Source organism: Paenibacillus sp. 453mf (assembly GCF_900116105.1).
Classification (GTDB): domain Bacteria; phylum Bacillota; class Bacilli; order Paenibacillales; family Paenibacillaceae; genus Paenibacillus; species Paenibacillus provencensis.
Genome location: NZ_FPAC01000001.1, coordinates 1249067 through 1261987, shown reverse-complemented (window position 1 = coordinate 1261987; position 12921 = coordinate 1249067). Strand labels below are relative to the sequence as shown.

11 protein-coding genes are annotated in these 12921 nt (G+C 45.1%); 6 read left to right on the top strand and 5 right to left on the bottom strand.

Features of this window, described 5'->3' with window-relative positions; all coding sequences use genetic code 11:
• The first annotated feature begins 289 nt into the window (after positions 1-289).
• Positions 290-1306 carry an iron-hydroxamate ABC transporter substrate-binding protein gene (locus tag BM415_RS06055; protein ID WP_091155693.1) on the top strand — a complete coding sequence of 339 codons (1017 nt, stop codon included), beginning with the start codon at positions 290-292 and terminating at the stop codon, positions 1304-1306.
• 103 nt (positions 1307-1409) lie between these two features.
• Here the strand turns inward: BM415_RS06055 and BM415_RS06050 are convergent, their stop codons facing one another.
• Complete coding sequence (locus BM415_RS06050) at positions 1410-2339, bottom strand: EamA family transporter (RefSeq protein ID WP_091155691.1); 930 nt, start codon at positions 2337-2339, stop codon at positions 1410-1412.
• A 136-nt stretch (positions 2340-2475) separates the two neighbouring features.
• Entirely contained in the window at positions 2476-5307 is a 2832-nt protein-coding gene (locus BM415_RS06045; protein WP_091155688.1) for a DUF5689 domain-containing protein, read from the bottom strand.
• A 643-nt stretch (positions 5308-5950) separates the two neighbouring features.
• On the opposite strand from BM415_RS06045, the gene BM415_RS06040 reads away from it, so the two are divergent.
• The 3 genes from BM415_RS06040 to BM415_RS06030 all read left to right on the top strand — a co-directional run bounded on the left by BM415_RS06040 (position 5951) and on the right by BM415_RS06030 (position 8548).
• Positions 5951-6532, top strand: a complete 582-nt coding sequence (locus tag BM415_RS06040) for a hypothetical protein (RefSeq protein ID WP_091155686.1) — start codon at positions 5951-5953, stop codon at positions 6530-6532.
• Between the two features lie 94 nt (positions 6533-6626).
• Positions 6627-7256, top strand: coding sequence for a DedA family protein (locus BM415_RS06035; protein WP_091155684.1), 630 nt, complete (start codon positions 6627-6629; stop codon positions 7254-7256).
• Between the two features lie 47 nt (positions 7257-7303).
• Positions 7304-8548 carry a cytochrome P450 gene (locus BM415_RS06030; protein ID WP_091155682.1) on the top strand — a complete coding sequence of 415 codons (1245 nt, stop codon included), beginning with the start codon at positions 7304-7306 and terminating at the stop codon, positions 8546-8548.
• Positions 8549-8645: 97 nt separating this feature from the next.
• On the opposite strand, the gene BM415_RS06025 is transcribed toward BM415_RS06030, so the two are convergent.
• The 3 genes from BM415_RS06025 to BM415_RS06015 form a co-directional block, all read right to left on the bottom strand.
• Positions 8646-9284: a hypothetical protein gene (locus tag BM415_RS06025; protein WP_091155679.1), complete on the bottom strand. Its 639-nt coding sequence runs from the start codon at positions 9282-9284 to the stop codon at positions 8646-8648.
• 24 nt (positions 9285-9308) lie between these two features.
• Entirely contained in the window at positions 9309-9773 is a 465-nt protein-coding gene (locus BM415_RS06020) for a hypothetical protein (RefSeq protein WP_091155677.1), read from the bottom strand.
• 96 nt (positions 9774-9869) lie between these two features.
• Positions 9870-11057, bottom strand: a complete 1188-nt coding sequence (locus BM415_RS06015; RefSeq protein ID WP_091155674.1) for a GTP-binding protein — start codon at positions 11055-11057, stop codon at positions 9870-9872.
• Positions 11058-11216: 159 nt separating this feature from the next.
• Between BM415_RS06015 and BM415_RS06010 the strand changes: the two genes are divergently transcribed.
• Both BM415_RS06010 and BM415_RS06005 read left to right on the top strand, forming a co-directional pair.
• Positions 11217-11924 (top strand): response regulator transcription factor, encoded by a 708-nt coding sequence (locus BM415_RS06010; RefSeq protein WP_091155671.1) that lies wholly within the window; start codon positions 11217-11219, stop codon positions 11922-11924.
• Positions 11921-12904 carry a sensor histidine kinase gene (locus tag BM415_RS06005; protein ID WP_091155668.1) on the top strand — a complete coding sequence of 328 codons (984 nt, stop codon included), beginning with the start codon at positions 11921-11923 and terminating at the stop codon, positions 12902-12904. The genes BM415_RS06010 and BM415_RS06005 overlap by 4 nt, the downstream gene beginning before the upstream one ends.
• The last annotated feature ends 17 nt before the right edge of the window (positions 12905-12921 follow it).

Genomic DNA, 12921 nt, shown 5'->3' with positions numbered 1-12921 from the left:
CAGCACCTCTCTATATCGGTTAACAGAAGGTGCTGTACAAACAGGTCCTCCTAAGATGAAAGTTACGCATACACAAACTGTGACCCTTGACCTACCTGTTACCTAGACTTGAGAGCATGGACATTGGCCGGAATTCAGATAAAACTTGATGCCGTTTTTAGATCAATTCTGTCTTGTTTCTACTATTGATATAGATTCCTTTCTAAATATCAAAAAAATTGATTGCAAATGATAATGAGAATTGTTATCATTCTTTAAGTGATTTACATATACATAAGGGGGAACCAACATGTTGAATTCCAAAAAGAAAATAGCCTCGCTTCTGGCGAGCTTGCTGCTCGTTTCCACATTTCTTGCCGCTTGCGGCAGCAGCGAATCGGGCACTGATAGTAATTCCGCTCCAAACAATGCTTCCCAGACCGAAACAGAAGCACCTGCTGCCGAGGTTGAAGAATCTGCTGAAGAGCCTACAGAGAGAACAGTAACCGATGCTATGGGTCACGAAGTTACCATTCCGGCAAATCCAAAGCGTGTTCTCGCATCTTATCTGGAGGACAACCTGGTTGCACTCGGTGTAACTCCAGTAGCGCAATGGTCTGTTGCTAACGGAATTCAAGATTACTTGCAAGGCTCACTGCAAGATGTTCCAACCATTCCGCACGATCTTCCATTTGAACAAGTAGCAAGCTTTGAACCTGATCTGATTATCCTGGATTCAGCTGACATGGCGAGCGGAGATAAATATGAGCAATATTCTAAGATCGCTCCTACTTATGTTATTGGTTCAGAACAGAACAATGATTGGAGAGATGAGCTCCTTAAGATAGGGGAAGTACTTGGCAAAGAAGAAGATGCACAGAAAGCAATTGATGACTATGATGCCAAAGCGGCTGAAGCCAAAGCTGCGCTTAGTGAAGCTGTAGGTGATGAATCCGCTGCAGCCATCTGGCTCGTAGCAGATCAATTCTATATGGTAAGCGAAGACCTCTCCAGCGGCACAGTAATGTATGGTGATCTTGGACTTGCTGTTCCTGAGGTAGTCAAAGAAATTTCGGCAACAGGTACAGGCAACTGGCTGCCAATCTCGCTTGAGAAGCTTGCTGAGCTGGACACTGACCACCTCTTCCTGATCAACAGTGATAAAGGTGCGGGCGGCGAAGCGTTAAACGATCCATTGTGGAAGAACATCCCGGCTGTTAAGAATGGCAATGTATATGAATTTGGTGCTGACACAAGCTGGCTCTACACGGGTACGGTGGCCAATACACAAATCGTTGATAACATTGTAAATAGTCTTACGAAGTAAATAATGATGATTAAAAAGACCTTTGAGATCAGTGTGTGTGAACCGTCTTGGATCACACCTCTCAAAGGTTTTTTATCATTTCAATAAAATATATAAATTCTCCTTATGAGGAGTAACTTTCAGATGGAATTCCTCCGCTTCCCTCCTGCTGCTTCCGGCCTGCAAACTGAGGATAGGCAATTCCAACCAGAATAACAGCAATACCGACCCATTGCAGGATGGAGACCTTCTCATTCAGCACCCATATGGAAGCAAGAATGGCAACAGGAAGTTCTCCTGCACTCAGAATGGAAGCAAGTCCAATACTAATCTTCGGTGCACCCAGAGCTAGCAGAAGCACCGGTATGACAACGCCAAATATTCCGAGGATAAGACCATATATCCATAAACCATCTTTGAAGGAAACCTCTAACACTGCTGACGGACCATACATGGTAACATGAAGCAGCAATAGCAGCAGCAGACTCCCTGAAGATGTGCAGAAGCTTCTTGAAATGGTAGGCAACGCTGTCTCGACTCGGCCACTGAAAAATATAAATAGCGCCATCATAACAGCAGCCATGAGCCCTAGAAATACTCCCTTCACACTCAATCCCAGCGGATTCGCCCCGATAATCCCTCCTGCCAGAACAGTCCCCAAGAACAATAACAGAATGGATATGACCGTTGATTTAGAAGGTCTTTGGCGTGTAGTAATGACTTCAATGACGACACCAATCCAAGTAAATTGAAACAGAAGCACTACGGCGATCGATGCAGGAATACTCTGCAATGATAAATAGTAAAAGACTCCTGTCAAACAGGTGCAAGCCCCTACACCGGCGAGACGAATAAATTGTCTCAGCTTCACCTTTTTCCGGGAGAAAAAAAGCATGAGAATAAGCATAATCAGCCCGCCTGATCCAAACTGTCCAAGTGTCACTTCTTGGAATGTAAATCCCTGCTGGTAGGCAAGTTTAACGATGCTTGACAAAATGCCAAACGAGCAAGCTGCCAAAAACACATAAAGCGAGTTCTTCATAAGTTGTAACAAAGCTGTTTACCTCCATAAAAAGACCCCGCTCTTATTGTTTTAGAATCCAGAAAACAATAAAAGTGGGGTCAAATTCACGTTCTATTTAATTACTAAATAATATTAATTTAAAATTTATGGATTGTAAACCACCTCTTTATTTTACCGTCACAACGATCTTGTCTGTTTGTGTAACACCAGCATCGTTAACCAGTTCACCCATATATTCATAGGTTCCAGCAGCACGATCCTTGATTGCAATTACTGCTAGCTGACCATTAGGAGAGTTAGGCACCAGAGCAGTCGTCTCGAGGAGCTTACCGTTCTCGTACAAATGATAAGTATTGGCGTTCGTTCCCCACCATAAGTTCATAAATACAGAATAGTTGCCGTCTTGATCCCAGTTGTCGTTCGAGAGCATTGCTTTGCCTGGATTCGCATCAGTCACCGTAATGACAAGTTCAGAGCCAGTTGTCGTTCCATAAGTATTCGTCAACTCGTAAGTATACACGTACGTACCATTGCTTTTGCCTGTAATTGAGGTCGTTGCGGTTTGTCTCTCCGGAGACTTGTCACTGAACTTCTGCTGGTCAATGAGTTCACCGTTCTCATACAGCTTGTACTCTGTTGCATTGTTTCCCCACCACAAGTTCATCGTTACATCATAATTTCCATTTCTCAGCCCAGTGTATCCGTGATTGCTCGTGAGCGAAGCATGTCCAGGCACGCCGTCTGCAAGCACCGGTTCTTCAGGAACTTCTGGAACCTCTGGTTCTTCAGGAACTTCTGGCTCTTGAGGCTCTTCCGTTTCCTCTGCCGGGACAATATCCTCGATTCCTCTTGGCTTCAACTGATAATTTCCACGAAAAATAGCAGAAACTCCAGTAATGCTGACTTTGTCGCCTTCCTGATAAGGGAATTCATCCAGACTCAGTCCTGTTCTTGTATCAATCCGAATGTGATTCGTTTGATCCGAGACGGCATCAAATTCAAAAGATCCGGACGGAGCAGCAGTGATGATATTCTGAATAGTCACATTAGATAAAGTAACGAGCTGTCCTTGGTTACTATCATCGATAGCTGTCACTTCCTTCGTTTGTGGAAGATCAGCTGTGCCTATTTTCTCAATTGAGACAACATCCGCCAGCTCAAGCTCTGTATTATACAGTGTTAATGGAGCGGTTATCTGTACTTTATCGCCAGAATGAAATCCGCTTTGAGTCTGATATACATAAATTCCTGCCGATTCATCCTGAATGTAGAACGCCTGACCACCAAATGCTCCCGGCTCCGTTGTAATTACGCCCTCAACCTTGACAACGGTGCCTTCAGGTTGGAGTCGTGCTTCACTGATCGGTATTAAGCTGATCTGGGGAGATTCCTCTTCTTCATCTGGCAATGGCTCAGCTGATACATTCGCAATCGTCACCTGGGAGGTCAGGAGATTGGAGCCATTTTGTCTAAGTCTTAAGTTGGCAGCACCTGTCGTTCCCGGTTTGATCTGTACAGTTAAATCCTTGTAAGCCGTACCTTGACTATTAGCCGTCACACTGAAGGTTTGACTATAGCCGTATGCGCTCGGCCACGTGCCATTCTCATTCTGTACCATCGCAACCTGTGTTCCGCCCGCTAAATAAATGCCCGCACTATATCCTGATACCGTACTGTTTGGAGCAAGATTGTTTATAACAACCCGAATCTGGAATGTTTCTGCATTCGGGAGCTCGTCTTGGTGAACAAAGCTGTAAGCCGGATTCGACGGTGCTGGAGCTGTGCTTCCATAAGATCCTGGCTTGAAAGTCGTTGGATCCCACCACTTGTAACCTGCAGCCGGTTGGGACCAAGGCTCTGCTTGAGGCTCAGTTGATGCAGCCGGCACTTCAAAAGCAAGCAGATCTGTCGGCTGATCAAGCTCAAGACCCGACACCTCTGTCAGATCCGTATAATTCTCTTGATCTGTTAACCAATTCATCAAATTTACCAGCAGCACGGCATCATCCTGCTCCTTGAAGCCGTCGTAGGTTGTCTTCTTGCTGCCCGTCTCTTCACGCACATACTTAGGTGTAGCATCCTCGACCGGTGAAGAATCACCAATAAAGGCCGCTTTTCCTAGACCTACCTTAGATACCGCAACATAGGGTCCTTCTTCAATCCCACCGCCATTGTAAACCCCCTGATCTACCGCATTGCCCCATGCCTCATTCGTTTCAGGGACGTACACAATGCCTTTTGCCTTATCAGGGTCTGTAATAGCGAGAGTGGAACCCGCATGCATCGCTACAGAGTCAACACCTTCTGTAATACCGAAGGATTGATCAGGCTCAACAATGACATTCGCGTCAACATCGCCAAGCGCGTTATAGCGGAAGCGAACGCCAAAATTATCCGACAGCCAGTCCGAACTGACGACCCCTTGCATCGCTGCTGAGTTCTTCTCCTCGGTACTCATTCCCTTTGTCGGATCCGTCCAGGCGCCTCTCCGATACCCGTTAAAGGATTCTGAGCCATCCCAGCGGTTCTTATTACGGTCCGCATTATAATGATCACCTATGAAGAAAATGCTACCACCTTGCTCAACATATTGTTCCATAGCTGCTTGTTCACTTTGTTTGAAAGGGACATTCGGTTCTGCAATAACAAAGGCATCGTAATCAGACAAGTCACTGAGTGTAATCGGAGTGGATTTGCGAAGTTCTTTAACATAGAAGCCATCTGCTGCCAAGGCATTGCCAAAATCGGAGAAACCACCGTCAATGACCCAGTCTGCTGCACCTGCCGTCTGTGCATGTGTGTTATCAAACAGTATTTTCTTGCCGGCATTTTCATTAACAACCTTGGCATTGATGTACGGCGCCGGATCTGCCGGACCTTCTGCGTGAGCTGCAGGGAGGTCAATCCCCCATCCTGTGTGAATTGTCGCCGCAAGAGAAAATGCGGCTACAGCTTTGAACCACCTGCTGCGTCTGATCATTCCCGAAGCTTCTCTCATCCTTCTCCTCCTAATTAGTAAATATTTGGTGCCAGAATCAATTTCATAATACCTATAACTCTATGAGATTGATTCATCTAGCAATTTATTCTATCATTCGATTAACAAAAAATATCGTACAATATGTAAAATAAAGATTAATTTAACAATCTTAATCCAGAGGATTATGTAACATTATGTAGTTTGTTGCCAGCTTCCCTGCATCCTTTATCATTGATCTTACAAAAACAAAAAAACCGTCTTATTTTGAAAGACGGTTTTTTCGCTGTAATATCGTAATTATTCTATTTTCATACACCATGCTTCTAGTAAAAGAGCCTGAGGTCGGATTCGCATTCCATTGCAGCCAGGCAGCACCATTTAACTCCTCCTCTTTGAATATCCCCAGTTCTAACGCATAGGATCACATCCAGAACCGTATATATAGAGATACATTCCATGTACTTCATAACATGGTGGTAATCTCCATATTCGCACACATCTTGAAGTTAATGCTAATAAAACAATATTGTAATAATCCTAGTCTTAGGACTAGGATTCATATAGACTATAGTCAAGATACAAAACAATACCCCAGTACGTTTTTATATGCTTGCTAACAAGCTAGAATGGGTTTATCGATTTGTTGGAGGGGAAAAGTAACATGTCAGCGAATAGTTACATTTATATCGTTCTGACTTCTTCAGGTACGTATTTTTCTAAAATGATTAAATATTATACGAAAGCTCCGCTTAACCATGCGTCCATCGCTTTTGATGCTGAACTGAATGAGGTATACAGCTTCGGCCGCAAGAACGCAGCGAATCCGTTCAACGCAGGACTGGTCCGCGAGGATTATCGCTCGCCTTTCTTTCACTCGTCTGAGTGTGCGGTATACAGACTGAAAGTCACAGCTGAACAATATGATTCCATGCACCATCTGGTTAAGGAAATGATGAACAAGCAGCATACTTACAAATACCATCTATTGGGATTAATTGGAGTTATGCTGCAGATTGAGCTGCACAGAGAAAATGCATATTTTTGCTCTCAATTCGTATCCTATGTGCTCAGTCAGGCCGGGGTCTCTCCTGTTCGGAAACCCCCTCACTTTGTTAAGCCTTCAGATTTTGAAAGAGCGGACATGTTGCAGGAATTGTTCCGGGGAAGCCTCGCTGCATATACGAAGCAGCCCGGATCTCTTAATTCAAGCGGAATGGAGATCATCAAAGCCCGTATAATATAATACGGATTCAACTGAATCAATTTCATAATACAAATCGTTATGAATTTGATTCACTAGATTTATAATTTGGATCAAGATAGGATGTTTAAATCAAATGGGCTATGAAATTTTATTAGACCTTATAGGAAGTATTGGATATTTTGCTTTATTCCTCGTATTATGCCTTGGCCTGATTGGTCTACCCATTCCCAATGAAGTCGTCGTCATGACAGCAGGTATGCTCGGAGCTTCAGGAGTTCTGATCGAGATGCCTGCTTTTTTGGCGACTGCCCTAGGAATCTGTTCAGCCATGAGTGTAGGTTATGTTGTCGGACGGTACTTAACTCAAACCAGCATCTTCCGAAGCTTAAGAAGAACGGAGAAAACAGAGCGTTTCTTCTTGATTTCTGAAAGATGGATTGCTAAATACGGCGGATTCGCGATCAGCCTAAGTCTTTGTCTGCCTATATTGAGGCATGTTACCATGTATGTCGTGGGCATGAACTCAATGCCTTATCGCCGCTTTGCAGCCTTTGCCTATCCTTCTGCATTTCTATGGACTCTAGTTTATTTTCTGATTGGCCGAACGCTTGGAGATCATATTCTTGAAATCGGCACTCTTATTAACCAGTACGGCATGCTGATCCTGATCGTATTGATCACTCTATTTGCCCTTTATGTGATGTACCGTTATTTCCGCAGCAAGCAAAGTTCCGAAAATAAGGATAAGTCGATGAAGATTTGAACGGGTAAGGTTTATGAACCTAATTATACGAATGGAGGCTCTTAACCATGCATCATTTTGAATCACGGCTTACGGCTCAGGAAATTGCTCATTTCTTCAGCGGTTTCCATCCGGAACTACATAGCAATCCGTATCCATTCTACCAGCGCTTGCGAAGCGAGCATCCCGTCATCTATTTGGAGGATCGGTCGATGTGGATCGTTTCCAAATATGAACATGTGCAGTCCATACTCAAGAGTCCCAGTATGATACGTGAAAGAGAGCGTCTCCTGACAGAGCAGGAAAGAGAGGAATTACCTCCTCCCCGCTATCAGAATATCCAGTCCCTTGTGCAGGACTGGATGCTATTCCGAGATCCGCCGGAACATACCCGGCTTCGCAGTCATGTTGCGTATGCGTTCACACCAAAGACGCTCGAGCAGAGCAAGCCGAAGATCTATTCCATTGCGGAATCCTTGGCCGATCAATTGGAGATGAATCCGGACTCCAACTTCATGCAAACTTTTGCCTTCCCGCTCCCTGTCGTCGTTATCGCGGATATGCTGGGTGTGCCGGAAGAAGACCGGGACTTCTTCAAGAAATGGTCGAACACGCTCGCCAAGCTGCTTGATGTTTCCCTAATGGATGATAATTTCTTCGAAGAGGCAGACCGCTCTTCAGCAGAAATCAGAGACTATTTCAAACAATTTGTACAGGACCGAAGAAAGTCGCCTCAAGATGACATCATCAGCCAACTAATTCATGTGCAGCAGGAAGAACACAGACTCAGTGACGAAGAACTAATCAACAATTGTATCCTGCTATTGGTTGCAGGACATGAGACGACCGTGAACCTGATTGGGAATGGTACGAAGACGCTGCTGGAGCATCCCGACTCCTATGAAATGCTCGCTGCTAATCCGGAGCTCACTGCATCTGCGGTTGAAGAAGTGCTAAGATATGAGTCACCTGTGCAATTCACCAATCGGGTGGCTTCTGTCGATGTAGAATATGAAGGTAAGATGATCCCGCAAAAGGCTGAGATTCTCGTTAACCTGGGAGCTGCCAACCGGGATGAAGATTATTTCCATGACCCGGATGTATTTGATATTACACGCAGCAAGAATCGGCATCTGTCTTTTGCAAGCGGTGCGCACTTCTGCTTGGGTGCACCGCTTGCGAGAATGGAAGCTGCTATTTCTTTCGAAGTGCTCACTCGGCGTTTTCCTCATATGAAGATGGGTGGAACATCTCCTGTATGGCGGGATAATTTGCTGCTCAGAGGACTTGATTCCTTGTATGTGAAGATATAGAAGATGAAATAGTGTGTTAAAATCACGACACAGCAGTAGAGCCGGTGTTACTTGGTCATTTGAGCTACGACCAATTAACACCGGCTCTTATTAAGGTTCAATACTCTCCTTCATCCATCTGTTCCAGCATAGCATACATTACATATACTGTATCATTGAATGCAATCTCTGCCTGCAGAGCTGTCTCATCATTAGGGCTAAAGCTGTTTATCCTGTTCTTGGTGTTCATGCGCAGGACACCCAATATTTGAGCTTCACCCACCTGTAGTTCAATGCGCTCCTCTTCCGAGAAAGCATCATCCCATGCCGTTGCAAAAGGATCGTCTTTATTGATCAGGATGGAGGGTAATTCTGTAAGACCGGTACTGCCGCTTCCAGCGTACATCTTGCCATATTTGTGCTGCTGATCCTTATCCATAAGCAGAAATCCCCATTTGGTTCCCGTTGACATACTGGAGTCAAACCCAGAAGCAAGCCCCAGTATTTGGTCCTGCAGCTTCCCATCCAGATAAACATCTGTCCACAGGCTGATTCTCAGCACTTGATCCTTAAGCTCTTCCGGGATCGTCAGCTCATAGAATCGCGCAGTTCCCAGTCTCAAGTCGTCAAAGGTTTGGGAATAATCACCCGAATCAGAATATTCAAGCGTAACCGCATTGGAATATGGAGTACAGCCCCCTGACAACAGAATACTGCTCATCAGCAGTACAATCCATTTACTACGTTTCATCGTCATCAGCTCACCTCTTAGCTATAAACGTTATTCATAGAAAGAAGTTTGATTAAAATCACGCGCGACCGCAGCAAGCAGATAACAAAATGACCGATTGTGAGCGATATAAAAGGAGGAGACATCGTACCTTCCCCTGTCTTGTTCATACGTAACGAGAAGCCGGTGCCCCATTCGCTCCATCGCATATCGAACAAAATATTCGGTTGCAGGTCCATCCAGCATCGTGACATAGGCATACAAGGAGTGATCATCCGCTTCATCCAGTATACTGACTCCTGCACATGAAAATTCGGTTTGAATGGAAGCTTCTTGCAGTGCAATCAGAGCAGGATATATCGGAGCATCTACGGATACACCATTGAAATCAGACAGCGCTTTGCTTGCGGTTGTTGGTTTAGGACGTTCGATCCAGGCAGCCAGCTCTCTTCTCCGTCTTGTCCACAGCTTGGGGGATTGCTGACTGATGAGCAGCTCTTTCTCCGCTTCCAGCATGATGAAGCCACCACTCTTCTTATTTATATTTATTTATTACTATATAGCAGCACTTGAGCTAAATCCAGCTCTTATATAATCCCTTCTGCTAGTCTTTTACGCTTGAATCCACGGCAAAGGATTTGGAATCTGGGACCAGTCAATCTTCATCTCCGCGTCCGTAAGCAGGCAATCGTCCAATTCAGCCTCAAGCATTTCCTGATTCATATCAATTCCAATCATTACGATTTCATTCATCCGATCACCGAAGTCGTCATCCCATTTGCTCCGAATCTCGGGTTCCTCAGCTAACAGCACATCCCGATCCTTCTCTGGCAATGCAGCCACCCAGTATCCGGCTGGTCCAAACTGTATGGAAGGTCCTGCTTGGCTAATGCTGGCCGCCATATCCTCCTGTACAGCAATCCAGGCAAGTCCTTTTGCCCGAACAACTTCCTCTGGCCAAGATCCCATAAATTCTGCAAGACGCTCGGGGTGAAAGGGCCTTCTGCGTCGGTAGACAAAAGAACTTATGCCGTATTCATCTGTTTCAGGTGTATGCGTCTCCTTCTGCAGCTCTTTGATCCACCCTGGAGACAGACTCGCCTTCTCAAAATCAAACCGTCCTGTATTTAAAATTTCCTTCGGATCGATCTGTCCCTGAACAGTCCGAATAAAATGTGCCTCCGGTTGCAGCTTGCGAAGAATGCTCTCCATTCGAATGAGCTCTTCCTCCTTTACAAGATCACACTTGTTTAAAACAAGCACATTGCACATCTCGATCTGGTCGATAAGCAAATCCACGACATCTCGTGTATCCTCTTCTCCACTTCCCTGATTACGGTCAAGCAGGCTTTCTCCGGAAGAGAAGTCATGCCAGAACCGATTGGCGTCAACCACGGTGACCATACAATCCAGTCGTGCCAAATGGGTAAGATCAATGCCTGAAGCCTCGTCTGCATAATAGAAGGTCTGCGCAACGGGCATAGGCTCCGAGATTCCCGTCGACTCGATTAATATATAATCAAATCGCTTCTCTTCCGACAACCGTTTGATCTCATACATCAAGTCCTCACGCAATGTACAGCATATGCAGCCATTAGATAATTCTACAAGCTGCTCTTCAGTCCGAGACAGATTCGCACCTCCTTTGACCAACGCCGCATCGATGTTGATCTCACTCATATCATTGACGATGACGGCGACCTTCAGGCCCTCACGATTGTTCAATACATAATTGAGCATGGTCGTTTTCCCTGACCCTAAATATCCGCTAAGTACAGTGACTGGTATTTGTTCTTTCATGGTTAGTTCCCCCTAATATGTACTAATAGTAATTATTACGATTAATAAAAGCGAATATACCTCTCTTTCTCTCACTTGTCAACTCTCATTCACTGCTTCTTTTTATCAAACCTATAAATTTGGTACAATCATAGACATAATCCACGAAGGAGAATATAAATGTTTAAAATTATGATTGTTGAGGATGACAGATCTCTTGTATCACTGCTTGTTGAACACTTACATAAATTCGGATTTGAAACCTATGCTGTTCAGGAGTTTGATTTCGTACTTCGAGAGTTCGAAACCTGCCAGCCCCATCTGGTGCTGCTGGACGTCAATCTTCCGAGCTATGACGGTTATTACTGGTGCCGGCAAATCCGCGGTATTTCAACCTGTCCCATCGTGTTCATCTCCGCAAGGGATAGCAAGATGGATCAAGTGATGGCCCTCGAGAATGGAGCCGACGATTATCTTACCAAGCCCTTTGATTATGATATCGTCATTGCCAAGCTGAACAGTCATCTAAGAAGAGCCTTTGGCTCGTACGCTGCTCCTTCTAGTGACCGGACAGTTACACTTGCCGGTCTTACGCTTGATATGGAACGACTTGCGTTATTTTATATGGACCAGAAGCTCGAAATCAGTCATACCGAAGCCAAAATGATGGATGAATTCATGAACAAACCAGGACAGGTTGTCAGCCGCGACCGGCTTCTTGAGAAGATCTGGGATGAGCATTCCTATGTAGATGACAACACACTGAATGTATACATAACACGTGTTCGCAAGAAGCTTGCCGGACTTGGTTTGCCGGGTGTACTTGAGACGATACGTGGAATCGGCTATCGCCTTCATCCCGAGCTTCATGTGGAATCTAAGGCATGAAGCAGGGTTTTAAACTGTTTTTGCGGGAACAAACGCCTCTTGTCTTTATTTATTTCATTCAACTGGCTGTCATCACTTTTGTATATTGGCTTGGCGGTTTCAAGAACTGGTCCATCGCTCTGTATGCAGTCCTGCTCAGCGGTGCGCTGTTTGCTTCTTATCTGACATACCGATACTTAACACACCGCCGGTTTTATGTGCGGCTATCAGAGCCCGTAGCCTCTGTTGAAGAGATCACCTATACTTCAGAGCACGCTCCCTTACCCGAGAGTTTACAGCAGCTTACGCTAAGCCATAATCGTGTGTACCAAACTCGTCTCCATGGTATTAAGGAACAGCTCGATCAGCATATTCATTTTATTCATCAATGGGTGCATCAGATGAAGACCCCGCTGTCCGTGCTGCACCTGATGAATCAAGGACGTGACGATGAAGAGTCCGCGTCGATGGGAGATGAGCTTGACCGGATGCGCAAGGGTCTTGATATGGTGCTGTATGCAGCAAGACTCGATTCATTCGAGCATGATTTATACATTGAATCCGTGTCACTAAATACTTTGGTCAGAGCCGTTACTTCAGAGCAAAAACGTTTATTTATTCGTAATCATGTCTTTCCTTATGTGGAGATAGACCCGCAGCTTCAAGTAATCTCGGATGAAAAATGGCTGAAGTTTATCATTACTCAGCTGCTGACCAATGCCGTGAAGTATTCAAGGGGAACGAACAAGAAGATCCAATTCCGCGGATATAAGCAGGATGAACGGATCATCCTGTCCGTGGAAGACGAGGGAATCGGGATTCCGAAGGAGGACATTGCCCGTGTGTTCGATCCTTTCTTTACAGGGGAGAATGGAAGAACCGTTCAGGAATCAACTGGAATGGGGCTCTTTCTGGTCAAAGAAGTGGCGGACAGACTTGGCCATTCCGTCACATTAAGCTCCGAACAGCACCTTGGAACAACGATTCAATTGATATTTTAGCTGTAACACCGCTTCTG

Coding starts and splice junctions, on each gene's coding strand:
- BM415_RS06035 (WP_091155684.1), top strand. CDS start 6,627: ATGGGCTATGAAATTTTATTAGACCTTATAGGAAGTATTGGATATTTT.
- BM415_RS06010 (WP_091155671.1), top strand. CDS start 11,217: ATGTTTAAAATTATGATTGTTGAGGATGACAGATCTCTTGTATCACTG.
- BM415_RS06005 (WP_091155668.1), top strand. CDS start 11,921: ATGAAGCAGGGTTTTAAACTGTTTTTGCGGGAACAAACGCCTCTTGTC.
- BM415_RS06040 (WP_091155686.1), top strand. CDS start 5,951: ATGTCAGCGAATAGTTACATTTATATCGTTCTGACTTCTTCAGGTACG.
- BM415_RS06020 (WP_091155677.1), bottom strand. CDS start 9,773: ATGCTGGAAGCGGAGAAAGAGCTGCTCATCAGTCAGCAATCCCCCAAG.
- BM415_RS06045 (WP_091155688.1), bottom strand. CDS start 5,307: ATGAGAGAAGCTTCGGGAATGATCAGACGCAGCAGGTGGTTCAAAGCT.
- BM415_RS06025 (WP_091155679.1), bottom strand. CDS start 9,284: ATGACGATGAAACGTAGTAAATGGATTGTACTGCTGATGAGCAGTATT.
- BM415_RS06055 (WP_091155693.1), top strand. CDS start 290: ATGTTGAATTCCAAAAAGAAAATAGCCTCGCTTCTGGCGAGCTTGCTG.
- BM415_RS06015 (WP_091155674.1), bottom strand. CDS start 11,057: ATGAAAGAACAAATACCAGTCACTGTACTTAGCGGATATTTAGGGTCA.
- BM415_RS06030 (WP_091155682.1), top strand. CDS start 7,304: ATGCATCATTTTGAATCACGGCTTACGGCTCAGGAAATTGCTCATTTC.